Source organism: Alteromonas sp. CyTr2 (assembly GCF_947311905.1).
In the GTDB taxonomy this organism is placed as follows: Bacteria; Pseudomonadota; Gammaproteobacteria; order Enterobacterales; family Alteromonadaceae; genus Alteromonas; species Alteromonas macleodii.
The window spans coordinates 224,889-249,316 of sequence record NZ_CAMZMZ010000003.1 but is presented as its reverse complement, the minus strand read 5'-3'; the positions used below and the strand labels follow the sequence as shown (position 1 = coordinate 249,316).

The following is a 24,428-nucleotide window of genomic DNA, read 5'->3' as shown; positions in this document are numbered from 1 at the left end:
GCGGGTCAATAAAAAAGGGTTTCACGAAGAAACCCTTTATTAACGATAAAGAAGACGCGGCCTTCTTTGCGTTTTTACGTCAAGGTGATTTAGTTTTGGCGCTGGAACTCGCTTGCTTCATTCCACTTCGGCCAAGCCTCTGCATTTGCAACACCTACACCCACATCAAACAGCATTTGTGTGTCTTGCACGATACCGCTTAAATCCCAATCGTCACGATACTGATCGCACACTTGATGATAACAGCCCGTAACAATGACATTCATACGTTTTCTGTATTTGGCTGTCTCTTCATCTGCTGGTTCATTTCCGCCTTCAGCGTACAGTGCTGGAACACCTTGCTTGGCAAAGCTGAAGTGATCTGAGCGGTAGTAGTACCCAGCTTCTGGTCTGTCTTCTTGAGTCAGTGTACGACCTTGCTTAGCCGCAGCGGCTTCAAGATAGTCTTCCATTTCTGACTTACCCATGCCTACAACGGCAACGTTTTTGGTCTTACCTAATACGTTCATTGCGTCCATGTTGATATTAGCAACCGTATTTTCAATCGGAATAACAGGATTGCTTGCATAATATTTACTGCCTAACAGCCCTTGTTCTTCAGCAGTTACTACTAAAAATGATACCGAGCGTTTTGGTGCAGGCGTCAACTCTGAGTATGCTTTGGCCATGGCTAGAATAGCCGCAGTGCCCGTGGCATTATCATGAGCGCCATTATAGATTTGGTCGCCTTCTTTGCTCTCATCTTTACCTAAATGATCCCAATGTGCCGTGTAGATAATATGCTCATCAGGAAACTCTTCGCCCGGCAGAGTCGCGATAACGTTGTTGCTCTCTGACTTTTTGAAGGTGTTGTTAACCGTAACCGATGCTTTGATATCCATTGCTTTGTTGTAAGGACCTTGCATGGCGTTTGCTTTCTCTTGGTCAAAGTCGAGCCCTGCATCAGCAAACACTTTTTTCGCCGCATCTAACGTTAACCAACCTTCAACAGCCACACGGCTTGCTCCTTTGTCGGCGCTTACAAGGCCGTACTGCGGACCACTCCAGCTGTTAGCAACAACTGACCAGCCGTAAGAGGCAGGTGCAGTTTCGTGAACAATAATGGCGCCAGCAGCGCCCTGACGGCTCGCTTCTTCATATTTGTAGCTCCAACGACCGTAGTAGGTCATCGTTGTGCCTTGAAACTTACCACTTTCTGGATTTTCAAATCCCGGGTCATTAATTAGCATGACGACGGTTTTGCCTTCAACATCTAACCCTTCGTAGTCGTTCCAGTCGTACTCTGGTGCATTCACACCATAGCCAACGAAGACTAATTCTGAATCTTCGAGCGACACTGAGCTCTGTTCTCGCTTAGAAGAGGCAACCATTTGCTCTTTATACGCGAAGTTATTGTCGCCAATAGTCATGGTCATATCTGGGTCAGCAGTAATTTCCATAAGGGCTACTTTTTGTAAAAAGCTATCCCCGTTACCCGGTTTAAGTCCCGCTTTGGTAAATTCACTAACCAAGTATTCAATGGTTTTCTTTTCGCCTTCAGTCGTCGGTAAACGGCCCTCAAACTCATCTGAAGACAGTACCTTTAATGGCTCGCGAATATCGGCGTCTGAAATATTGTTGTAAACACTGTCAAAGTTAGACGCCACAGGCATCTCTTTTTTCGCAGACTGATTTTGTGACGCGCTGTCGTTGTTAGGTGTGCAAGCACTTACGCTCAGAAGGGTAGGTACAAGCAATGGCAAAAACATTTTTTTCATTGTTAGTCTCTGTTTGCTCTACAATACTTGCTCAGTATAGAGAAAACCCCAGAGCGAACCAATAGTTGATATGCAATCAGACTCAATCCCTTTCTGTAAAGACTACTTAAAAAAACACGCAAGTTATCCTGTAACCATTCTTTTAGATGAACTCGGTTTAACGAGTCATAGTAAGTTTCCATCTCCTGATGTGCTTAATGAACTTACATCTAGATATCACAAGCAATGGACGGGGCCTGTATTTAAAGGACAGAGTCAGTTTTCAGAAGATGAACAGCGTTACTATGAAACGATTATTAGTGAAGATGGGGTTGTCCCTACCAGAGAGCAAAGCTGGCACGATTTGTTTAATGCACTGATCTGGCTGCAATTTCCCAAAACAAAATCCTTATTAAATGAACTGCATATAAGCGATATCGAGGCGTACGGCGTAAACCCTCGCACCGCACGTCGCAATCGGATTACCCACTTTGATGAATGTGGCGTGGTGCTAGCGATAGAAGAGCCCAGACCAAGTGGCGTTGAATCGCTAGAAGTTTTCCTACAGCAACTGGCCACCCATGAATGGGAACAGGTATTTCTAGCAAATCGAGGGCGTTGGCATGCTGAAGTAACGCCCTATGTATTTGGGCATGCGAATTTAGAAATGATGCTGAACCCGTTTATTGGGCTTACTGGAAAGTGGCTCGCGGTTTCAGTGCCTCAAGGATTTAGTGAGCTCGATAAATGGCAACAACGCGCCGTACTCGACGATGCAATGTCAGCCCGAATTTCAGCACTCGATGCTTTTCAGATCACACCGCTCTTAAAGCCCCTTCCTTTGTTAGGCGTGCCTTTATGGCATTCACCGCAGGATGCGAAGTTTTATCAAAATAAAGATTATTTCAGGCCGTTACGACAAGGGGCTAAGCCAACGAAACAGCTGCCGCTGTGGGTGTAATACCATATATGGTATAATGATACTTCGTGTGACGACAAAAGCGGCAATGATGCTATTCATGGGTAGTGAAAGAAATGAAAGGGTGCGTCTTTTTAAAGTAAGGCTGCGCGGCCAGTTTATAGAAACGCTGTACTAAAACACGGTAATCACAAACATTATATTCATAACTACTGTATTAATAGCACAGCGCACTTTTCGTATAGTGGGCGCGTTACATTCGCAAGGTTAATTAGAACAAGGCGAGGGCAATCAACCAGATGCCGTAGATAACAATATAAGGTGCACTTGCAATTAATGCCGCTTTTTTAAGAGAAAAGGCGGTCCATTGAGTAATGCCTACGGTGGCTAAATAAATGCCCCAGAATAGCTCTACCCTTAACGCCTGGCCGAAAGCGTACCAAGGCGAGTCCATCGGGATATTCGCAATATACCCAAGAGACGCTGGCGATAAAATTGATGGCGCTACTTGATGGTCGCCTGCGAACAACAGCAAAGCAACACCCACCAAACCAGTAAGCACATAAGGCATTGAAAGCCACCAAGCGAAACCATACCAGTCAGTAAAGCCATACACATGGCTGTCGTCAGAACGGGTCATTAAATTCACGTACACGGCGTAAATGGCGTTTACGATAATAGGAATAAAAAAGGCACCTATAACCGATGACCAAAGCAAAGCATCCCTGGTGAAGAAGGCCTTCATTTGCTCTTCTTCTGCCGGACTCATATCCCCTTGCGCGGCAATATTCATCTGAGCGAACCATTCAATGTCAACGAAGTTTACATACAAGTACTGGGAAACAAGCGAAATTGCCATGATCAATATAAATGGCATCCAGCTCCAATTGTTGTTTTCACCTACTGCTTTAAATACGCCATTAGGCTTGAAGAAAATATCGTTACACGCTTGAAAGGGGTTCGTTACATTGTGCATCCCTTGCTCCTATTTCGTTTTTCTTATTACTCTGGCTCTGGGTAAAGCCATGAGTCATTGTTAGCTTGCCAACAGGCAGGCAATAAATTGAGGTATAGATTACTGTTGGCTACAGGTGTTGTACAGCACAACATCTTGATATTTGTAAGAGAAAATGAATGTATTGAAAGGTTATAAATAGAAAAAGGGAAGCGCTTGCTTCCCTTTACGTAATGCTGCTGATTGCTGCTCTATCTTTGGTGATTTTCTGTGTACTCTCAAAACACGCCGCAAGACCTTACAAATAAGTAATATTAAGCAGTGTCAAAACTATGGTGCTGTACAACAGCGAAATAGGCAGTCCAATTTTCATAAAATGCGAAAACTTATAATTCGCCGCATTATAAACAAGCAAGTTGGTTTGATAGCCGAATGGTGAAATAAAACTGGCACTTGCTGCAAATGCTACCGCTAATGCAAATGGCATTAGCGGTGCGCCAATGATTTGCACTAACCCGTAGGCAAACGGGAACATTAACGCTGCAGCAGCGTTGTTGGTAACGAACTCTGTTAAAACCAGTGTTAGCAAGTAGATGACTAACAATGCTATGAACCAGTCAGTACCCGACAACACCGGCATAAGTGCCTCGGTGGTTATATTAATAACCCCTGAATTTTCTAATGCGGTTGCCAGGCTTAGCGCGCCTACAATCACAACAATCAAATTCAACGGTAAATTTCGTTTCATTTCGCCGTTTGACGTTACCCTTACGCCAATTAGCACAGCGGCTAAAAACAGCAGACCAATAGCCAGTGAAATGACATTAGTTGCAGCCAATAACACCGTGGAAAGGAAGCCGCCAAGGGTAATCCACTCTTGCTTGTTGGTTAGTGGGCGGGCTATTTTTTGCTCTGACAAAATAAAAAAGTTTTTATTTAAATTTTGACGAGTCGCAAAGTCTGGGCCTGTAGCTAAAAGTAAGAAGTCACCTGCTTGAAGCTTAATTTCTCCTAACTTGCCTGACAGCTGCTCTCCATCGCGGCGAATGGCTACAACGGCCGCATCAAACAGGGCTCTAAAGCCAAGTTTTTTAATGGTTTGCCCAATAACTTGAGCGCGATTGGCAACAACTACCTCGGTTAAGCTCTCACGCAATACCCCATCGGTCTCAGCAAACATGCTTAGCCCCTTTATGTGGCTAAGGTTATCAAGCTTTTGAACGTTGCCAGAGAAGATAAGTTTGTCGTTTTCCAGAATGACCAGGTCAGGCCCAACAGGAGATATCAGGTTGCCATTGCGCACCACTTCTACCAAAAAGAGTTCTGGTAAGTTACGTAAATGGTTTTGTTCTACGGTTTTGCCTATGAGTTCTGAACCAGACTCCACTTCGGCTTCAACCATATACTCGTGATAGTTATTACTCTTATTGCCAATATGAGGTAGCAAAGGAAGTAGCAAAAACATGAGTAGACCACAGCTTAAACCCGCTACGGTGCCATAAAGTGTGAAGTCAAAAAAGTTAAAGCCTGGATGCCCGTGCTCTTGCAAGAAGCTGTCTACGATTAGGTTGGTAGACGTACCAATTAAGGTTACCGTACCGCCTAAAATAGCTGCGTATGAGAGCGGGATTAGTAATCGAGAGGCAGGATGATATTGGTTTTGCTTAATTGGACCAATAAGGCTTGCCACAATAGCAGTATTGTTCAAAAGCGCAGACGATAAAAAGGTCAGTGAAAACAAGCGCCAATAGGATTGAGTAAAGTTAGCACTTACAAGTTTCCTACCTAGGCGTTTTATTAACGCTGTTTTATCAATTGCACTGCTTACCAAAAGCAACAAAACAAGGGTAATAAGCCCCTTGTTTGTTAAATTTAGCAAAATGTCATCAAGAGATAACTGCTGGGTAACCAGTAAAGCTAACACTGCACCAGAAAACACAGTGGAAGGGCGCTGATTGGTAAAGATCAGCGCGCATATCGTACCGGCAAATACTGCCAGTACGATGAACTGGGTCACATCCATATTGCTCCAGTCCTGCTTAAAGTTTACTGATATCCACAGAGTTCCAATGCGGGAAGTGCTTGCGTACTAGTGCATTGAATTCAAGCTCGAACTCAGAGAAGTTTGGTGAGGTATGCTGTGCGTCACCCGCAATTTCGTCAATGATCATACCTGCACCAACGGTTCCGTTGGTCAAGCGATCTATGACGATGAATGAACCGGTAGGGCGGTTGCGCTTATACGGGTCGCAGGCAACAGGTTGAGTAAACTTAACGTCTACTACACCAATCTCGTTAAGATTTAAGTGCATGGCATCCGTTTCTTCCAACGTGTTCACATCAATTTGATTATCGATATGAGCAACTACCCCTGGCGTTGATTTAGTCGCGAACTTAAACAAGTATTGCTTGTTTGGCATTAGCGGCTCTTCAGACATCCACACGAGGTGAGTTTTAAATTGCGTGTTAAGCAGTGGCAAGTTGTCTGATTTTACAATCATATCGCCACGAGAGATGTCAATTTCATCTTCTAGCGTTAACGTTACTGCTTGAGGTACATAAGCGCGCTCTTGGTCGCCTTCAAACGTAACGACTTGCTTCACCTTTGATTTCTTACCAGAAGGAAGTGCCGTTACTTCATCACCAGGTGCAACTTGGCCAGATACCACGGTACCCGCAAAGCCGCGGAAATCTAAGTTAGGACGGTTAACGTATTGTACAGGGAAGCGAAAATCTTCTAAGTTATCGTCTTCACCAATTTCAATGTTTTCCAACATTTCCATAAGTGGCGTGCCGTCAAACCATGGTGTCTTTTCGCTCTTACCTACTACGTTGTCGCCTTCAAGTGCTGAAATAGGTACGAACTGAATGTCAGGAATATCAAGCTGCTCAGCAAACTTCAGGTAGTCTTCCTGAATTTGCTTGTACACTTCTTCTGAATAGTCCATCAAGTCCATTTTGTTGATAGCAACAATAACGTGTTTTATACCTAGAAGAGAAACCAGGAACGAGTGACGTTTCGTTTGTACCTTAACGCCGCCGCGAGCATCAACAAGAATAATAGCAAGGTCGCATGTTGACGCACCGGTTACCATGTTACGAGTGTACTGCTCGTGCCCCGGAGTATCAGCGATAATAAACTTACGCTTGTCAGTAGAGAAGTAGCGATAGGCTACGTCGATAGTAATCCCTTGCTCACGCTCAGACTGAAGACCGTCTACAAGAAGGGCAAGGTCAACTTTCTCGCCGGTAGTGCCCACTTTTTTACTGTCTTTAGTGATAGCGGCAAGTTGGTCTTCATAAATCATTTTAGAATCGTGAAGTAAGCGACCAATAAGGGTACTTTTGCCGTCGTCTACGCTACCGCAGGTAAGGAAACGTAGCATGTCTTTCTTTTCGTGTTGCTCAAGGTAAGACAGTATATCCTGTCTTAATAATTCGTTTTCGTTGTTCATGTTATGCGCTCACAAGGAAAAAGGGGTTTAACACAGACTCTTTTTGGTTGTACGTAAGAGCGTCAGCGTTGTCATCTAATGGGTTTCCAGGGTCTAGTACGGTTACGTTTGCGCCTGCCGCTAATGCGACGGCGTGCGCTGCTCCCGTATCCCATTCAGATGTTGGGCCTAATCGAGGGTAAAGATGTGCTTCGCCCTCAGCCACCAAGCAAAGCTTCAGTGAGCTACCCATCGCCACAAGCTCGGTTTCACCTTTAAGCTGTGCCAATAAATTCTGAATTTCTGGGCTTTGGTGAGAACGACTACCTACCACTTTCCACACTTCGGCACCATCGTGCTTGCGCGCAGAAATAGCGGAAAATTCGCCATTTACTTCAGTCCACGCACCTTCACCAACAATACCTACATAGCTTTTGTTTAGTGCTGGCGCGTAAACCACACCCATGGTCGGTTTACCGTTTTCGATAAGTGCAATATTTACCGTAAACTCACCGTTTTTCTTAATAAACTCTTTAGTGCCGTCTAGCGGGTCTACCAGCCAGTATGACGACCACGTTTTGCGCTCTTCCCATGAAATATCTGCTGACTCTTCAGAAAGAATCGGTAGGTTAGATTCAGCTTCAAGGGCGTCAACGATTACGTTATGTGCGGCAAGGTCAGCTTCTGTTAGCGGGCTGGTATCCTGCTTTTCATAAATGGCGAAGTCTTTCTCGTAAATGGCCATTATCTTATCGCCGGCTTCTTTGGCGATAGCTAGCACTTTCTGTGCAAGACTATTTAAAGGCTGTGTCATTACACCAATCCCTTTTCTTGAAGCAAAGCATACAATCGCTCAGCGGTTTGCTCTGCTGGTTCATCCTGATAGGTTAAGTGTACTTCTGGCGCTTCAGGTGCTTCATAGGCTGAATCAATACCTGTGAAGTCCTTAATTTCACCGCTACGCGCTTTCTTGTATAGCCCTTTCGGGTCGCGTTTTTCACACACTTCAAGAGGTGTATCGACAAACACTTCTACAAACTCTCCGTCTTCCATTAAGCTGCGGCAATAATCGCGGTCGGCTTTGAAAGGCGAGATAAAAGCGGTAAGCACAATGGTACCGGCATCGACAAAAAGTTTTGCGACTTCGCTAATGCGGCGAATGTTTTCAACGCGATCTTTATCGCTGAAACCTAAATCGCCACACAGACCGTGGCGCACGTTGTCGCCGTCAAGCAGATAGGTGTGCTTGTTCTGCTCGTGAAGCTTTTTCTCAAGCAGGTTGGCTAATGTCGATTTACCAGAGCCGCTTAAACCCGTTAGCCAGAATACACGAGGCGTTTGACCAAGCTTTTCAGAGCGGGTGGTCTTGTTTACTTCGTGTTTATGCCAAACAACGTTGTCGGTGGCCATTAGAAGTACCCTTCCATTTTCTTCTTCTCCATAGAGCCTGCGCTGTCATGGTCGATAACTCGGCCCTGACGTTCAGACGTCTTGGTAAGCAGCATTTCTTGGATAACTTCAGGTAGGGTAGCTGCTTCTGATTCTACCGCACCGGTAAGTGGGTAACAGCCAAGAGTACGGAAACGCACAGAGCGCATCTCTGGTACTTCACCTTCTTCTAGCGGCATACGGTCGTCGTCAACCATAATAAGAACGCCGTCGCGCTCAACGACAGGGCGAGGCTTAGAAAGGTAAAGTTGCGGAATATCGATGTTTTCTAGGTAGATGTATTGCCAGATATCTAGCTCAGTCCAGTTAGACATTGGGAATACACGAATGCTTTCGCCTTTGTTAACCTGAGAGTTATAAATATTCCAAAGCTCTGGACGCTGGTTTTTTGGGTCCCAGCGGTGGTTGCTGTCGCGGAATGAGTAAACACGTTCTTTGGCACGTGATTTTTCCTCGTCGCGTCGAGCACCACCAAATGCAGCATCGAACTTATATTTGTTCAGCGCTTGCTTAAGTGCTTGGGTTTTCATGATGTCAGTATGTTTTGCTGAACCGTGGCTAAATGGGCCAACACCAGCTTCAACACCTTCTTCATTGATGTGAACAAGCAAATCAAAACCGTGCTTCTTAGCTTGTTCGTCACGGAACTTAATCATTTCACCAAACTTCCACGTGGTATCTACGTGTAATAGTGGGAAAGGAATTTTGCCGGGCGCGAACGCTTTACGGGCAAGGTGAAGCAGTACAGAAGAGTCTTTTCCTACAGAGTAAAGCATAACTGGGTTTTCAAACTCAGCAGCAACCTCACGGAAAATCTGGATACTCTCGGCTTCGAGTTGTTTCAAATGCGTTATAGACGGGATACTAGCAGTCATTTTGAAGTCCGAATTTTATGTTATATACAAAAAAGTTATATGTGGGTTATTTTTCTGCATAGAACGATAGCATATTTAATTTCAAAAGTAGTATGCGATTTTGCTATTTAAAATAGCTATCTTATTCCGTTAAATAAAACTGTCATGCAATTGAAGCATAAGCCACTTTTTTCAAGGCCTATAAAAAGAAAAAAGCCCTGTTTAGTAATATAAACAGGGCTTGTTATTCACTTTCGTTGCGAATGACTTATTTCGTATCGTTCGCTTACCTTTCACTCAATTTGGTCTGGAAAGCGTCGAACGTATCAACCACACCTTCTCTTGGCGAGCCAGATTTACTTAAAATCATGATGGTTAAGCTAGATAAAATAAACCCAGGGACAATTTCGTACATCCAGTCACCAAGCTTTTGGCCGCCGATTTCAATAGGAAGATAAATCCAGAATAACACCGTCACTGCACCAACGATCATACCGCCTAAAGCAGCACGGCGAGTCATTTCACGCTTAAACAGGCTAAATAGTACAAGCGGTCCGAAGGCTGCACCAAAGCCAGCCCAAGCATTACTTACAAGCGTTAAAATGGTGCTGTCTCTATCATAAGCTAGATAGATTGCTACAAGCGCGACAACTACTACGCTGACACGACCAGCAATGACGAGCTCGCCATCTGACGCATCACGTCTTAGGAAGGCTTGATAAAAGTCACTGGTTAGTGAACTTGAGGTTACCAACAGCTGAGAAGAAATCGTACTCATGATCGCCGCTAAAATAGCAGCGAGCAGGAAGCCACCGATAAGCGGGTGGAATAGAATTTGAGATAAGTAGATGAAGACGGTTTCTGGATCGATTTCGTTTCCGTTACCTGTCACATAGGCAAGGCCGAAAAGCCCCGTCATTAACGCACCAATAATCGACACAATCATCCAACTCATACCGATATTGCGCGCAGTTGGTATATCTTTAACAGAACGTATCGCCATAAAACGCACAATGATATGAGGCTGACCAAAATAACCTAGGCCCCATGACATCAGTGAAACAATGCCTATTACGCTTAGTGCTTCATTGGTAGACGCATCCATAAATGCATCGAAAAGCGCCGGATTAATGGTATCTAAGGCGTCAATTGACGCGCCGATTCCACCCAACTCACTAATAACAACAGCAGGTACCATAATGAGAGATACAAACATGATGCACCCCTGAACGAAGTCGGTCATGCTTACTGCCATGAAACCGCCAACAAGGGTATAAGCTACGACAACACCCGCGGTGACGTATAAGCCGGTCTCATAAGTTAATCCAAATGATGTCTCAAAGAGCTTTCCGCCAGCTACCACACCAGAAGAGGTGTAAAGCGTAAAGAAGACAACGATAACCACAGAGGCTATAACGCGCAGTAAACGCGTGTTGTCAGCGAAGCGATTTTCAAAATAGTCGGGGAGGGTAATGGAGTTGTTGGCTACTTCAGTGTAAACGCGAAGGCGTGGAGCAACTAACATATAATTTGCCAGAGCACCGAGTGTCAAACCAACGGCAATCCAGCCAGCAGATAAGCCTGATACATACATTGCACCGGGTAAGCCCATGAGCATCCATCCGCTCATATCCGATGCACCTGCCGAAAGCGCGGTTACCGCGGGACCTAGTTGGCGGCCGCCAAGCATATAGCCTTCTACGTTGGTGTCTGTCTGCCGATAAGCGAAAAGGCCTATCCCTAACATTACAACAAAATACAAACCCAACGAGATTATCGTGCCAGTAGCCATATAAATTCCCTATGTTTTTTCTTTCATGCTAACACCTATGACATAGAGTCTCTATGTCAGTCAGCGACCTTGCATGTTTTCTATACGGTAATTCGTAAATAAAGTTTGGCGAAAGATTAAATTGGAAAAGATGCAACGCGTGCTCGACCTTCTCTTTTGGCTCTGTAGAGAAGCTCATCGCACATCTTGATAATGGTATCTAAGTTGGTTTCTCCGTTGACGTCTAACAGACCCGAAGAAAAACTCACGGAAAACATTTCTTTTGTATTGCTCCAGTGTTTCTGGCGAGAAAGCGCGAAATTCAGCTCGTCCAGAATTCGCTTAGCAGACTTTTGATCGGAGTCGGAAAAGTAAATCAAAAACTCTTCGCCGCCATATCGGCAGAGCTTGTCTGACTTACGAATTCGGTTTTTGATAGTCTGCGTAAAGGTAGTCAACACTTCATCACCGACAACGTGGCCGTATTTGTCATTAATCTTTTTAAAGTTGTCGACATCAAGTAGAGCAATACAGGACGCTTTATTGCCTTTCAGTGCTTTTTTCAAACTGTTTAGCATAGCTCGTCGCGTGAGAGCGCCGGTAAGTGAGTCACGCTCAGCTAGCAAGTCGCTCTGTCGTTTTGAAATCCATAGCCATAGTGCAAGAATGATGAGAATTGTGATAATCAACGCAAAAATGGTGGTTTTCATTGCTTCTTTGTCGGTAGAAAGGCCATCTTTTTCACTTCTGAGCACAGTGAGTTCTTTTTGTCGATATCGCGCTAACTCGATATCTTTCGCAATGCCGTCGGTAAACGAAGAATTTGATAGCTTGAATTGCTCAGTGTTTTTTTCAACAAGAAGCCTATTGTAGGTTTTCGAATGCTCATATGCTTTTTCGTAGTCACCCGAAGCATCGTAAAGCCTAGAAAGCTCCCGCTCTAACCTAAGCTTGATTTTTTCTTTAAAACCCGAATTTGGAATAGTAGCCAGAACGATATTGCGGTAACGCTGAAGGGAGTCTTGAAATTTAGCATCATCGTTCAATACCGCTGCGTAAAGTGCATCTGCGTAAGCTGAAAGCTCCTCAGTTCTTTGTTTTACCTCTGTGGTATCAAGCTGCCTGATTTGCGTCATGACTTCTTGCGCTAGCAGTTCATATCCTTCGCTTTTTTGAAACACTACTACACGAAGTCTTTGGACATACGTCAACAACTTTTCGTGCACTGACGTTACTGTGGACAAATGCTCTATTGCGTCGTTTGACATAGCCAATGCTTCTTCAAACTTATTTTGAATTAACAATGAATCGATGGCCGAGAAGTAGGCCCAAGTCTTTACCATGGTGTTGTTATCTTGCGTTTTACTTTCAATGATCTCTTTTGAGTGGAAAAATGCTCTGCTTGGAACGAAGAGTTCCAGATAAGCACCTCTCAGCCAATCATGTGCAATTACGTTTGATAACGCATTTTCTAAGCTTTTGTCTGATGAGTATCGAGGAAGGTGCGGTAACGCATATTCGATTTCATTAATTGCTTGTATTGGGTTCGCAAGGGTGAGTTCCATCGCTAACCATATGCTAGCTATAGCAGTGGCTCGTCGACTCCCAGTTTCTAGCGCTTCTCGCTGTAAACGGCGCAGTTCAGGAACAGAAAAATTTACCCTATGGTCAGAGCCTTTAAAATCATTTACCGCTCTAGCATAAATGTAATATGCCTTCGCAGCAGCGAAAAGCTCAGGCTTAATTGTCTTAAGCTCTTGCCAATGCTTATCTAATAGAGGCTCTTTAACGAAAAGTGGGATTCTCGGCGAGTCAGCATCATTCGCAGTATAAGTGGCCAACAAGTGTCTAAATATCACGCCTTCACTTTGCGTGTCATTCTGCAAACCGGCGCTCGTTAATATAGCAATGATATTCTCATTGCTCACCTCGCTAGGTGTATTCCAATGATAAATTGCCGTTGCAGCTATATGACTATAATTATCAAGTTTTTTTAGTCTAAGTGCGTTGGGAATATCTATACTTTGAGCAAAGACAGTGAAACAAGCTATTGCAGGAATCAAAAGGCAAATCATTAGCCTTGTAAAACGAAACCAAGCGCTCATTGTGATGGAGACCTCTTTACTGCGGGTAAGTGAATGAAGTGATTAACTGAAATTAAAACGGACGTTTTAACCTATAAGTCGGAGTATAAGTTTTATTGAACAGGGTTTCATCTTAATTTTGGGCAAAAAAAATCGGCCCATAGGAGGCCGACGAAGGGAAGTGCTAAAGATACGCACTTTTTTGGAACACTTTACAGTTACTTAACGTGTGTTAAGCAGAGAATTGAATCCTTTCTGACACCGCCTTTTTCATATCGCTTAAATCAGCATCTTTATCGCCAACAATCATTACATTGGCATGCTTCATTTTAATGCTCTCTCCATGGTACTGACCATCGGCAAACTCGCTTGGTACGGAGACATCTCCACGTTCAGGTACTACGAATACCGACATCTTGCCTTGCGGCGTATTCACAATCAGATGAAGGCTTCTAACTGTGCTCAAATGACAATAGTTTGCGACCTCTACACCGTCGAGCATTTCGCTAAAGCTGCCACCAAAGCTTGCTAGCTTTGCGTTAACCATATTCAAATCAACAGGAAGCAACGAATGAGCGTGTTCCATTTCTGCGTACTGCATATGGGCAAGTGCTTGCCCGCCAATACTAAGCGGCTGGTGATACCACATAGTAAGGCCAATGCCTATCGTAAAGGCAACTGATGCAGCCATGGCTAAATACCAGCGACTTCTGCGTTTATAACGGGTGAATTCGTCTGCAGACTGCTGCCATATTAGCTTGCTTGCGAGATCCTCTGGTACATCGACTTTCAATGCTTGCTTTAATTGCTTATCTAACTGCTTTTGTTCATTCCAGAAACTGCGTTTACTTTCATCCGCTTTTGCCGCTTCTACAACATCACTGTCAGTCGTCTCTGGATCGGCGTAGATACGACGCCTAAATTCTAACTCATCCATTTACACGACCTCTCTGTTCATTTTGCTTCTCTAATGCCTCTTTTAGCTGATTCCTCGCTCTGAAAAGGCGAGTCATTACCGTGTTTTTATTAAGTCCTAACTGGTTGGCGATCTCTTCGCCACTAAAACCGAAAATCAACTGGAGTATTAAGGGTTCACGATACTCCACACTCAATCCACCTAATAGTCGCTGAAGCTCTCTATCTTTCAAGTCCCCATCAGCATGCTGTGTGTCATCTTGAATATGGCAATCATCAATATCTACTGTGTCGAACTGTTTGCGTTCAAACCGACGGGCGTTTTCGCGGCGAAGAATGGTAATTAACCATGACTTTGCTGCTTTTTCATCATTTAGGGCGTCTAATGAGCGCCAAGCACGTAAAAAGGTTTCCTGAACAACATCTTCAGCAATGTTCTGGTCTTTGATAAGCCAAAATGCATAGCGGTAGATGTCGGCGTGAAATGCCTTTACTAATGCTTCATATCTTTGGTGTTTTGCTTTCATACCCGATAAGACCTGAGCATTATCAGATTTATTTCGCCCAAACATAAAAAAATCCAAAAACTTAATTTTTTCTCACTATGGCATAAAAAACGCGCCATTTCGTTAGCCGAAAGGCGCGTTTTCATTTTATTTCCAGTGATCAGAGCACCTAGTTCGAAAAGCTAGGCACGTTTTTGGGAAGTAATCCAAGCATTAATGTTTTCTTCTAAAATAGAAAGTGGGACTGGACCGTACTTCAACACCTCGTCATGGAAGCCTTTCCAATCAAACTTGTCACCAAGTTCAGCTTGGGCATGCTCTCTAAGTTCCATAATTTTAAGTTTACCAATCATATAGGCCGTAGCCTGACCTGGCATAGCAATGTAGCGCTCAATGGCTTTTTGCGCGTCGTATTCAGGGTTTGGCGTATTTTCAACAAGGTAATCTACGGCTTCTTCACGCGTCCATTTTTTCGCATGAATACCCGTATCAACCACAAGTCTGCAAGCGCGCCAAAGCTCCATGGCTAGACGACCGAAATCAGAATAAGGGTCTTTATAAAAGCCCATATCTTTTGCAAGTTCTTCGGTATATAGGCCCCAACCTTCTGTGTATGCGGTAAAGCTCAAGAATTTCTGGAATTGAGGTACACCTTCTAGCTCTTGTGCAATAGCGCGCTGCATGTGGTGACCTGGGATGCCTTCGTGATACGCCAGCGCCTCTAACTGATAAGTAGGCATTGCTTTCATGTCATAAAGGTTTGCGTAATAAATACCTGGGCGGCTGCCATCTTGCGCCGGGCTTTGATAAAACGCCTTGCCCGCAGACTGTTCGCGGAATGCTTCAACCCGTTTAACAATCATGGGCGCCTCTGGAAGAATACCGAAGTATTCAGGGATAGCTTCTCGCATGTCGTCTATGGCGGTTTTCGCCATATCAAGGTATTGCTGTCTACCTTCATCTGTTGAAGGTAGATAGAATTGCTCGTCTTCACGCATGAAAACGAAAAACTCTTGAAGGGTGCCTTCAAATTTCACTTGTTTCATAATGTCGCGCATTGCATCGTGTATGCGCTCTACATTGTCTAAGCCAATTTGATGGACTTCTTCAGCGGTTAGGTCTGTAGTGGTAAACCAGTTTAGACGATTCTGATACCATTGATCACCATTGGGTAAGCGCCACACACCATCGCCTTCAGGCGTGATTTCCCTTTGATGAGCGAGTTCTTCGATAAACTTCTCGTATGACGGCATGACTGACGTTACCAAAGCGGCTTTCGCTTCACCTAATAACGTCGTTTTTTCCGCCTCTGTAATATCCAGGCTATTTACTTTATTTTGAAAATCTTCCCAGATAGTTGAAGGTATTTCGCTAGAATCAAACGGTGCGCCGGTAATCACGTTTTTTGACGCATCAATCATTTGATCGTAGGCCCATGCAGGGGGGAATACGCCGGCTTTTTCGCGAACTTTCATTTGTTCGATAACTTGATCAAAGTACGTACGTACATTGTCTAGTCGTCCAATGTAGGCCTTAGCGTCCTCTTTACTCTTTACGCTGTGAATGTTGATAAGGAAGCTAGGCACTTGTGTATGCGCGGCGCGGAACTGATGTACAATGTAACGGTGATGTCGAAATTCGTCGTTAGCTAAATCGCGCTCAATACCTAGTTTGTACAGGCGCAAGCTTAGTTGTTCCTGTTCACTTAACTTACTGGTGTCAAAACTATTAAGCTTTTCTAGTCGGTTTTTGGCGATGGCAATGCGAGCATCAGCTTCTTCGTCACTGATGTCATCCCATTTGTCATAGTCCCATTTTTTACCCAAGTAACTTTGAAATAATGGCGAACGCTTAAGATCTTCTTCAAAAGTACGTTCGAAGAACGCATTAAGGCGCTCTGATTCAGACTGCCCGGCTGGCTGTTCTGTTTTAATAGGTTCTGGCGCTGTTTTAGCGGTTTCACTTGCAGGAGAGCAAGCCGTAAGCGTGGTAATGGCCAACGCAATTGGCGTTAGCTTTACTAGTGTTTTCTTCATTATATTCCCCGTCGCGTTTAATTGATTATTTTTATAAGCTAAAGCTTCAAAGATTAATAAGCCTTAAAGAGGACAATAAGGCTCAAAGGCTCGACTGTTTCTCAAACGCAAACATTTCTGTTACGAAGCCCTTGCCACTGAGATTTAGCTAGTGGCAAGGGCTTTCATTACGCAAATTCTAGTGTATTGGCAAATGAAATGCGTTTTATGAAGCAGGATATAAGGCAGATAGCGTGTTATTGCTCCCTTCACTTTTTTGCTTCCATTCGCTGCGGGCAAGCTTAGCTTCATGTGAAAGTTTATCTAAAGCTTTCATGACCTGTTTAGATTGGGTGTTAGCGTCAGCTTTATTGGCTGAAAAGCGCAATGCATAGAGCTCATTAACACTAGCGTTGATTCCTTCAAACTGCGAAAGTTGCGCTTTACCCGAAGTTAACGCGTTTATCCACTGCTTAAGAGCAGGCGTAAGTAAACGTGTGTCCTTTGCCTTTATTACTGACATTAGGTTTTGAAACTGTGCTTTTTCATCCCACTGAGCATAAGAGTGGAGGCGCTGTGCAGAACCGGTTTTGTTAGTGATCCCAGGTCCCATAAACTGAGCCTGTTTAAGCTTTCTGTAGGTAACTAACCATCCTGTAAGCGCAATGATGAACAGCAAAAGTAATACACAAGTTACCATCCAATTAAGCTGGGTACTTTCGTCAGTACTGACGTCACCTGAAGCGCTGTCTAATGGTTTATTCTCATTGCTAGCACTAGCGTTAGGCTGTTTTGCAGTTGACGGTATATCATTTTGAATATCTTCATTGCTTGCACTACTGATTGATGGAGTGTCTAAGCTATTCGGAGTATTGGCATTATTTGCGCCAGACGCTGGCGCTACCGTAATTGAACGGGCGGGAATAGTGGCATACTCTGTTTGCTGAGTAAGCGTATTAAACCAAGGAATAGTAATTTCAGGTAAGACAAAATTACCTGGCTGCGTTGGAATGATCGCCAGCGACGTTTGGCGCTGTGAAATTAAGCTCTGGTCTTTTTCGACTGTCGTAGTATTAGATTGATCAGGGTACAGCTTAAAGTTTGGCGGATAAAACTCAGGAATATCAGGAAGCTGCTCTTCTACTATGCCCAATGCGGTTAGCGTAACAATACGAGTGACTGGTTCACCTGCTACAAAACTATCACCCTGTGGCCATTCTTCATCCACTCGCACCATTTCAGAAGGCAACCAAGGGTAATCTATCCCCTGAGGAATGGGCTTAATGTTCACCGTAATGTCGGGCCCAACCCGATTGATTTGCTGGGTGCGGTTGAAGAAGCCAAAACGTTGGTTAGTATTGGCAGCCATCACTTCGCCAGTGAAAATAGGGCCTCTTAGCGTGAATTCACCGGATGCTTGAGGCACAACGGCAAATTGACGCTCTATAATCTGATACCTTCTACCGTTTACGATATCTGTATACTGTTTATCTTCTCCTAGCTGGGTGATTTCCGCATTTTGCATTTCTGGCGCTTGTAGGCTGCCGCGCTCAATATTGCTAGAAAGAAACAGCTTAACCGTGTAAAGCAGCTGTTGATTTAAATAGGCCTCTTTCACGTCGATGTCAGTGGTAACAAAATAGTCTCGTGCGACATTACTTTGTTCTTGAACTGGTATTACTTTAACTTGAATAGGCTTGGTTGATTTACCTTCAATGGTTAGTGAAGGAATGGTGAACGTGCCTTCCTTACGAGGAAATAACGTAGTGGTCCAAACGGTGGTACGCTTGGTGTCGAAATTAACAATTGAGGTTTGGCTACTTACCGATGTTCTTCCGACCACAAAGTCTTTAAGCAGGGGAGAGCTGTCGAATGCATCTCTGTCCGCGCTGCCGTCTGCGGTAACCGTTAAGCGAATGGCTTCATCCAACATGACAGGGTTTCTATCAATGGTGGCTTCCAGCGAATTTACATCGGCATAAGCCGCCGTACTTAAGAGTAGGGTTAATAAAAAAACTATACGTGTAGACTGTAATAAGGCTCTCATCTACCAATCACTCCGGTTTGAAGGCATACGTTGACGCTGACGTTTTTGTGCTTCTAATTGCATTTTTCGTTTTAGTAAGAATGCAGGATCGTCTGGCACGCGGCGCATTAAACTCTCCATTCGCTGCAGCTCTTCTTTTTCTGCGTCGGTAAGCTCGGCCTCTTGACCTTGCATTGCCTGTGCTTCCTGCTCTGCTTGTTGTTCGTCTTTTTGTGCTTGCGCGCTGTCACCTTGATCAGACTCTTCTTGTTCTGCATTTTGCTGCTGAGAGTCTGATGACTCGTTCTGACTGTTCATCTCGGAATCATCAGGCTGTTGTGAGTTATCTCCGCCACTTTGCTGTTCATCGTTAGCTTGGCTTTGGTCAGACTGTTGACCCTCATTATCGTTTTGCTGACCATTCTGCTCGTTTGAACCTTCCTGATTGTTCTGGTCCCCTGATTGCTGTTTGCTATTGGGGCTATCAGAGTTATCAGAGCTATCTTGGCCATTATCCTGCGAGTCACTCTGTTCGCCATCATCGCCATTTTCGTTCTGGTTTTGCTCCTGATTCTGTTGTTGCTGCTGTTTCAGCAAATCCTCGACAATCTTTTTGTTGGTTCTTGCATCGTCGAAATCGGGGGCTTCGCTTAACGCCTGATCATATTTCTTAATAGCGTCTTCAAGCTTACCGAGTTTTGCCAGTGCATTGCCTTGATTGTAAAGACTCTCGGGACCAGGAATGTTTTTGAAGGCATTTAATGCACCTTCGTAGTCACCTGATTTATAAAGTGATGATGCTTTCCAAGTGTCGTCATTAAACTGATTAACGGCGTCTTTGTACTTGCCTCTTTGATAGCTGTTTAATGCTTCTTGGTTGTCATTCATAAATGGCGTTTGCCACCATGAGAGTGAATCAGGTTGATTTGCCATCTCTAGAGAATCTTCTGGTGCGCCTATGCCTTGTGACGTGCCTATGCCTTGTGACGTGCCAGCAATTTCTGAGGGTTGGGCACGTTGCAAAGCATGGGCGTTTTTAATCATAGAGGGGCTAAGTAAACCCACTAACACGATGAAAACTAACCCGCGTTTGAATGCAAAGGCGGCAAACGGTAGAAGTATAAGCAGCAAGTAAGGGCCAACTTCTTTCCACTGGTCTCCTTGCAAATTACTCTCTTCTTCGTTCTCTTCGCTGTCGCTTTTATCAAGCAGAGATACCGAGGCGAGGGCATCAATGTCGGCGTCGTTTGATGTAAAGGATTCAAAGCGTCCGCCGCTCGTTTTAACCACGCCTTTCACTGCGCCTTCGTTTAACTTGGGTATAACGATGCTGCCGGTGAAGTCTTTTAATAGCTCGCCGCTTTGCTGGCGGATAGGCGCGCCTTCAGATGTCCCAACGGTAAGTGCATTTACTGTAAAAGGAATAGAAGCCACATACTCTTGAAGCTCTTGTTGTTGTTCTAACTCTATTCCGTCAGTAATCCAGTAGATCATGCCTGAGTTATATCCGGCATTCGTGAGAAGCTCTGACGCACTCTCTATACCTAGGAGAGGGTCGCTGCCCGGAACGGGCATAATTTCCGGTGACAGGCTAGGGATTAGGGTTGTGATATTTCCTGCGTCTTCGGTTAAGGGGCTAATGACAAACGCATCGCCAGCGTAAGCAACCAAGCCCATTTCACCTTCACCAATAGCGTTGACTAGGTCTATCGCTTTATATTTAGCGCGAGTTAGCCTGTCTGGCGTCATATCGGTAGCGCGCATTGAAAGCGACATATCTATGACTATAACGTGTCCCATTTTCAACTGGTAAACCGGCTGCGGCAGGCGCTCCCATGTTGGGCCAGCGAGTGCTATCACACTTATAATCCACACAAGAGCAAGCATCCACATTGGAGGTTTTGCGCCCATTTCGTTTTTTCCAATCACCATGTATTGATATAGGTGAGAAGGGATCACAGATTGCCAGCCAGATTGCTTAGCCGTGGTTTTTCTAATTAAAAGCACAAGCAGCATCAGGGGAACGAGCGCGATAAACAATTTGGGGCGTAAAAAATGAAATTGGTTTAAGAAGTCGAATTCCATTACTTCGTCTCCCTATTTATTTGAGCTGCTTGTATTGAATCAGCTGAGTTCGGGGGTTGCTGGGACGAGTTAATTCGTCTTTGTGCGAACCAACGAAATGTTGATAAAAGAACCGTCAAGAATGCCCATAGTGCTGACAGTAATATTGCCGCACCAAGGGGATAGTAAAACAGTGCGCTCAATGGACGCATCTTACGCGTTTCACCTTCAATAGGCTCAAGCGCGTCAAGTTGTTGATAAATAGCTTGAAGTTCCTGGGCATTTCGAGCCCTAAAATATTGGCCGCCAGAGCTAGTCGCAATGTCGGTTAACATGCCTTCATCAAGTTCTTGCGATGGGTTTATTTGTCGGCTGCCGAAAAAGCTCTGGATCAGGATTTTATCTGCGCCCACACCTATAGTGTAAACCTTCACACCCTTACTAATCGCCAACTCTTTCGCCTGCTCAGGTGTAATATTCCCTGCAGTATTTTGCCCATCGGTAAGAAGAATTAATACGTTATTAGACTCTTCCCGTTCGTCAAAGCGCTTCACCGCTAAACCTATCGCATCGCCAATAGCCGTCTGTTCGCCAACCAACCCAATGACAGCTTCACTCAGAAGTGTAGAAACGGTATCTCTGTCATAGGTAAGCGGCGCTTGAACGTACGCGGTATCGGCAAATAAGATAAGGCCAATTCTGTCGCCAACGCGACGCTGAATAAATTCATAAACCACCGACTTAGTCATGGTTAAACGGTTAACTTGTCGGCCATTTAGCTGCATGTCATCTATCTTCATACTGCCAGATAAATCCACCGCTAACATCATTTCTCGACCTTCATTCGGTATGCTGACAGGCTCTCCTAACCATTGAGGGCGTGCGGCAGCCGTCACTAGCAGCAGCCATATCAAGCTACTTACCAACAGCGGTATTTTGGTTTGTTTCAACTGGGTTTGCTCTGACACATCGCCAGGTCGCAAATTAGGAACCCGCAATGCAGCCATAGGCATGTCTTGTGCTTTTTTAGAAAGCAGGCGTACGATAATAGGCAAGGGGAGTACAAAAAAGACCCACCACCAAGCAAAATTAAGCATGATGCGGCTCCTTGGCTTGTTTATCATGAGGGCTACCATCGTTTAGACCGCCATCATTCACATCGCCGTAAGCCCCCTTGTTTTTTGGCAGTTTGGCTTTTGAAAGCCAGTTTTTTACTGCCCTCTTGCAGGTTTCAAAATCACTAGGGGTGGGGGTGGCTTGATAAACATTGCTTACTAACAAACCTAAATCACTTTCAAGTTTGCTATCACTACTTTTCAATGCAGAGGTTAAGAACGCTTGCCACTGTTTACCATATAACCCAGCCACTTGCTGAGTTGGGTAATAGCTCATCGCCGTGCGTTTTAGAATTGAGTTTAACGCTACGGGCCAATTGCTTTGTTGTGCTGAAATCGATTCAAGTAAGGCTAAAGCTTGCTTACGTGCCTTATTGTGACGTATGTGAGCAGTGATCGCTTTATATAGGCAAAATAGGGCAAGTAAACATACTGCGATTGCGACCCACCAACCCCAATCTAATGGCCAAATGTTGACCTCTGTAGGTACGTGTATATCGCGCAGTTGAGCAAGTGGGTCTTGCTGCTGAGGGGGCACTGGCATTTGATTTGCCGGCGGCATCGATTGAGCAGCTGATTTTGTGTAACTAGATAGAAAGCTTGATAAAAAATGGGTTGAAAGAATACTGCTCTGCATTAATTAAGCTCCAACCTTTGTTCTTGTTGCATACTTTGAAGCTGTTCGTCTAGGGGAAGACCCGCTGAAACACTGAATCGAGCGATATTGTTTTTGCGCAAGGTGCTATAAATCGCGCTGTTGTGTTCACTGCGCCATTTTTGATATTGCTGTTGCTCGGTATTGTCGCCTAACACCCAGCGTTGTTGGTTTCGGCCATCAGAAACGCTGACGGTTTGTAGTGAACTGGTTTGTGGCAAGGCGTGTTCTATTGGATCGTTAATTACGATAGCCCTTACTTCACAGTGTCGTGTTAAGTGACTCAAGTGTTGAATAGCTTGGGTACTTAAATGCTGAAAGTCTGACACGAGATAAACCAGGCTCCCCGGCCTTGCTAGTCGTCTTGCCCTAGCACACGCATCGGCAAAAGCTTGTTCGTCTTGGTCTTTGTCCGGCTCAGATTGCGCGCTCTGTTCGTGCAATGCCATAAGTTCATGACACACGTGCAACACGGCCTTTTTGCGAGTTAGTGGTTTAATTTCTTTGTGCTGTTGCTGATTAAATACCAGTGCGCCAACTTTATCGCCACGAGCGGCAGCAGACCAGCTTATTAATGAAGATACATGCGCGGCTTGCACCGCTTTAGTAAGCAGCTGCGTGCCAAATGCCATTGAAGGTAGGTAGTCACAGAATAGAAAAACCGGGCGCTCTCGCTCTTCCCGATACACTTTAGTGTGAGTTTTACCCGTGCGCGCAGTAACGCGCCAATCAATAGCGCGAATATCATCACCGGGCTGATAATGCCGGGCCTCATCAAACTCCATGCCTCGGCCTTTGTGCTTGGTGAGATAACTTCCAGCAAGTTTAGCTTGTGGCATACGTTTAGGCGCCAAACTAAACAGCTTAGCTAACTGCTGGTAGCGTAATAATTCTGCTGTAGACAACGAGACGCCATTACTTTGCAGCTTGTTTAGCTGCGCTTGTACATTCACCATAGCTTAAGGGACTGCGACAGTTGCAACAATCTTATCAAGTACGTCGTTAATCGTTACGCCTTCAGCCTCGGCTTGATATGACAGAATAATGCGGTGGCGAAGCACGTTGTGAACCACAGCTTGAATATCATCAGGGCCAACAAAATCTCTGCCGCTAAGCCATGCGTGAGCGCGTGCACAGCGATCTAGACTGATGGTTGCTCGAGGGCTTGTTCCCATCGCTATCCACTGGCCTAATTCCGCGTCAAAATTTGCAGGCTGACGTGTGGCCATAATCAATTGAACTAAATACTGTTCTAACTCAGGCGCCATATACAAAGACAACGCTTCTTTACGCGACGTAAAAATATCGTCTTGAGTTAGCGTTGGTGGCGTAACAGGCGGTTCTGAGAGGGCTTCACCTCGCGTTAAACGCAATATCTCTAATTCTGTCTCGGCGCCAGGATAATCGATGTCCACGTGCATTAAGAATCGGTCTAGCTGTGCTTCAGGTAGTGGATAAGTTCCTTCCTGTTCTAGCGGGTTTTGCGTTGCCATTACTAAAAATAGCGGAGGAAGAGGGTAGGTTTTACTGCCTACCGTAATTTGACGTTCCGCCATGGCCTCAAGCAAAGCCGATTGCACTTTTGCTGGTGCGCGGTTGATTTCGTCGGCTAGCACTAAGTTATGAAAAAGCGGCCCTTTTTGAAAAACAAACTCACCGGTTTCGGGGCGGTATATGTCTGTACCGGTTAAGTCGGCAGGCAAGAGGTCAGGGGTAAATTGTACGCGATGAAAGTCGCCGTCAATACCATTAGCAAGTGCATTTATTGCGCGTGTTTTTGCAAGCCCAGGAGGACCTTCTACCAAAAGGTGGCCGTCGGCCAAAAGAGCGATAAGAAGGCTTTTGGTTAACGCGTGCTGACCAATAATCTGCTGGTCTAAATAAGCGTGTAACTGTTGAAATTGCGCTGCTGCCATAATGCAAAATTTCC

19 protein-coding genes are annotated in these 24,428 nt (G+C 44.8%); 1 reads left to right on the top strand and 18 read right to left on the bottom strand.

Going from position 1 to position 24,428, the window contains the following annotated elements; all coding sequences use genetic code 11:
- Positions 1-89: 89 nt before the first annotated feature.
- Entirely contained in the window at positions 90-1,757 is a 1,668-nt protein-coding gene (locus tag QME20_RS03720; protein WP_281715477.1) for a M28 family metallopeptidase, read from the bottom strand.
- 70 nt (positions 1,758-1,827) lie between these two features.
- Here QME20_RS03720 and QME20_RS03715 point away from each other — a divergent pair, with 70 nt between their 5' ends.
- On the top strand, positions 1,828-2,697 hold the full coding sequence (locus QME20_RS03715; RefSeq protein WP_281715476.1) for a DUF3025 domain-containing protein: 870 nt from the start codon (positions 1,828-1,830) through the stop codon (positions 2,695-2,697).
- A 229-nt stretch (positions 2,698-2,926) separates the two neighbouring features.
- Here the strand turns inward: QME20_RS03715 and QME20_RS03710 are convergent, their stop codons facing one another.
- The 17 genes from QME20_RS03710 to QME20_RS03630 form a co-directional block, all read right to left on the bottom strand.
- A complete protein-coding gene (locus QME20_RS03710) occupies positions 2,927-3,631 on the bottom strand; it encodes a YIP1 family protein (protein ID WP_014948793.1) in 705 nt (234 codons plus the stop codon).
- Between the two features lie 277 nt (positions 3,632-3,908).
- A complete protein-coding gene (locus QME20_RS03705; protein WP_239259038.1) occupies positions 3,909-5,633 on the bottom strand; it encodes an SLC13 family permease in 1,725 nt (574 codons plus the stop codon).
- 16 nt (positions 5,634-5,649) lie between these two features.
- A complete protein-coding gene (gene cysN / locus QME20_RS03700; RefSeq protein WP_014948795.1) occupies positions 5,650-7,065 on the bottom strand; it encodes a sulfate adenylyltransferase subunit CysN in 1,416 nt (471 codons plus the stop codon).
- 1 nt (position 7,066) lies between these two features.
- A complete protein-coding gene (gene cysQ, locus QME20_RS03695; RefSeq protein ID WP_049585840.1) occupies positions 7,067-7,858 on the bottom strand; it encodes a 3'(2'),5'-bisphosphate nucleotidase CysQ in 792 nt (263 codons plus the stop codon).
- Positions 7,858-8,454 (bottom strand): adenylyl-sulfate kinase, encoded by a 597-nt coding sequence (gene cysC, locus QME20_RS03690; protein WP_049585841.1) that lies wholly within the window; start codon positions 8,452-8,454, stop codon positions 7,858-7,860. The genes cysQ and cysC overlap by 1 nt, the downstream gene beginning before the upstream one ends.
- A complete protein-coding gene (gene cysD / locus QME20_RS03685; protein ID WP_049585842.1) occupies positions 8,454-9,368 on the bottom strand; it encodes a sulfate adenylyltransferase subunit CysD in 915 nt (304 codons plus the stop codon). Before cysD ends, cysC begins: the two co-directional genes overlap by 1 nt.
- A 265-nt stretch (positions 9,369-9,633) precedes the next feature.
- Positions 9,634-11,139: a sodium/proline symporter PutP gene (gene putP, locus QME20_RS03680; RefSeq protein WP_281715475.1), complete on the bottom strand. Its 1,506-nt coding sequence runs from the start codon at positions 11,137-11,139 to the stop codon at positions 9,634-9,636.
- Between the two features lie 116 nt (positions 11,140-11,255).
- Positions 11,256-13,223, bottom strand: coding sequence for a GGDEF domain-containing protein (locus QME20_RS03675; RefSeq protein ID WP_281715474.1), 1,968 nt, complete (start codon positions 13,221-13,223; stop codon positions 11,256-11,258).
- Positions 13,224-13,434: 211 nt separating this feature from the next.
- A complete protein-coding gene (locus QME20_RS03670; RefSeq protein ID WP_239219005.1) occupies positions 13,435-14,139 on the bottom strand; it encodes a DUF3379 family protein in 705 nt (234 codons plus the stop codon).
- A complete protein-coding gene (locus tag QME20_RS03665; RefSeq protein WP_281715473.1) occupies positions 14,132-14,689 on the bottom strand; it encodes a sigma-70 family RNA polymerase sigma factor in 558 nt (185 codons plus the stop codon). Before QME20_RS03665 ends, QME20_RS03670 begins: the two co-directional genes overlap by 8 nt.
- Before the next feature lie 116 nt (positions 14,690-14,805).
- A complete protein-coding gene (locus QME20_RS03660; RefSeq protein WP_281715472.1) occupies positions 14,806-16,659 on the bottom strand; it encodes a DUF885 domain-containing protein in 1,854 nt (617 codons plus the stop codon).
- A gap of 205 nt (positions 16,660-16,864) precedes the next feature.
- Positions 16,865-18,685: a BatD family protein gene (locus tag QME20_RS03655; RefSeq protein WP_281715471.1), complete on the bottom strand. Its 1,821-nt coding sequence runs from the start codon at positions 18,683-18,685 to the stop codon at positions 16,865-16,867.
- On the bottom strand, positions 18,686-20,749 hold the full coding sequence (locus QME20_RS03650) for a VWA domain-containing protein (protein ID WP_281715470.1): 2,064 nt from the start codon (positions 20,747-20,749) through the stop codon (positions 18,686-18,688).
- Positions 20,749-21,825 (bottom strand): VWA domain-containing protein, encoded by a 1,077-nt coding sequence (locus QME20_RS03645; RefSeq protein ID WP_281715469.1) that lies wholly within the window; start codon positions 21,823-21,825, stop codon positions 20,749-20,751. Before QME20_RS03645 ends, QME20_RS03650 begins: the two co-directional genes overlap by 1 nt.
- A complete protein-coding gene (locus QME20_RS03640) occupies positions 21,818-22,480 on the bottom strand; it encodes a DUF4381 domain-containing protein (protein ID WP_281715468.1) in 663 nt (220 codons plus the stop codon). Before QME20_RS03640 ends, QME20_RS03645 begins: the two co-directional genes overlap by 8 nt.
- Entirely contained in the window at positions 22,480-23,454 is a 975-nt protein-coding gene (locus tag QME20_RS03635; protein WP_049585850.1) for a DUF58 domain-containing protein, read from the bottom strand. The genes QME20_RS03640 and QME20_RS03635 overlap by 1 nt, the downstream gene beginning before the upstream one ends.
- A 3-nt stretch (positions 23,455-23,457) precedes the next feature.
- On the bottom strand, positions 23,458-24,414 hold the full coding sequence (locus tag QME20_RS03630) for a MoxR family ATPase (protein WP_014948808.1): 957 nt from the start codon (positions 24,412-24,414) through the stop codon (positions 23,458-23,460).
- Between the last annotated feature and the right edge of the window lie 14 nt (positions 24,415-24,428).

Coding starts and splice junctions, on each gene's coding strand:
- QME20_RS03715 (WP_281715476.1), top strand. CDS start 1,828: ATGCAATCAGACTCAATCCCTTTCTGTAAAGACTACTTAAAAAAACAC.
- QME20_RS03650 (WP_281715470.1), bottom strand. CDS start 20,749: ATGGAATTCGACTTCTTAAACCAATTTCATTTTTTACGCCCCAAATTG.
- QME20_RS03630 (WP_014948808.1), bottom strand. CDS start 24,414: ATGGCAGCAGCGCAATTTCAACAGTTACACGCTTATTTAGACCAGCAG.
- QME20_RS03635 (WP_049585850.1), bottom strand. CDS start 23,454: ATGGTGAATGTACAAGCGCAGCTAAACAAGCTGCAAAGTAATGGCGTC.
- QME20_RS03640 (WP_281715468.1), bottom strand. CDS start 22,480: ATGCAGAGCAGTATTCTTTCAACCCATTTTTTATCAAGCTTTCTATCT.
- QME20_RS03665 (WP_281715473.1), bottom strand. CDS start 14,689: ATGTTTGGGCGAAATAAATCTGATAATGCTCAGGTCTTATCGGGTATG.
- QME20_RS03675 (WP_281715474.1), bottom strand. CDS start 13,223: ATGAGCGCTTGGTTTCGTTTTACAAGGCTAATGATTTGCCTTTTGATT.
- cysN (WP_014948795.1), bottom strand. CDS start 7,065: ATGAACAACGAAAACGAATTATTAAGACAGGATATACTGTCTTACCTT.
- QME20_RS03705 (WP_239259038.1), bottom strand. CDS start 5,633: ATGGATGTGACCCAGTTCATCGTACTGGCAGTATTTGCCGGTACGATA.
- QME20_RS03660 (WP_281715472.1), bottom strand. CDS start 16,659: ATGAAGAAAACACTAGTAAAGCTAACGCCAATTGCGTTGGCCATTACC.
- cysC (WP_049585841.1), bottom strand. CDS start 8,454: ATGGCCACCGACAACGTTGTTTGGCATAAACACGAAGTAAACAAGACC.
- QME20_RS03710 (WP_014948793.1), bottom strand. CDS start 3,631: ATGCACAATGTAACGAACCCCTTTCAAGCGTGTAACGATATTTTCTTC.
- putP (WP_281715475.1), bottom strand. CDS start 11,139: ATGGCTACTGGCACGATAATCTCGTTGGGTTTGTATTTTGTTGTAATG.
- QME20_RS03720 (WP_281715477.1), bottom strand. CDS start 1,757: ATGAAAAAAATGTTTTTGCCATTGCTTGTACCTACCCTTCTGAGCGTA.
- cysQ (WP_049585840.1), bottom strand. CDS start 7,858: ATGACACAGCCTTTAAATAGTCTTGCACAGAAAGTGCTAGCTATCGCC.
- QME20_RS03645 (WP_281715469.1), bottom strand. CDS start 21,825: ATGCTTAATTTTGCTTGGTGGTGGGTCTTTTTTGTACTCCCCTTGCCT.
- cysD (WP_049585842.1), bottom strand. CDS start 9,368: ATGACTGCTAGTATCCCGTCTATAACGCATTTGAAACAACTCGAAGCC.
- QME20_RS03655 (WP_281715471.1), bottom strand. CDS start 18,685: ATGAGAGCCTTATTACAGTCTACACGTATAGTTTTTTTATTAACCCTA.
- QME20_RS03670 (WP_239219005.1), bottom strand. CDS start 14,139: ATGGATGAGTTAGAATTTAGGCGTCGTATCTACGCCGATCCAGAGACG.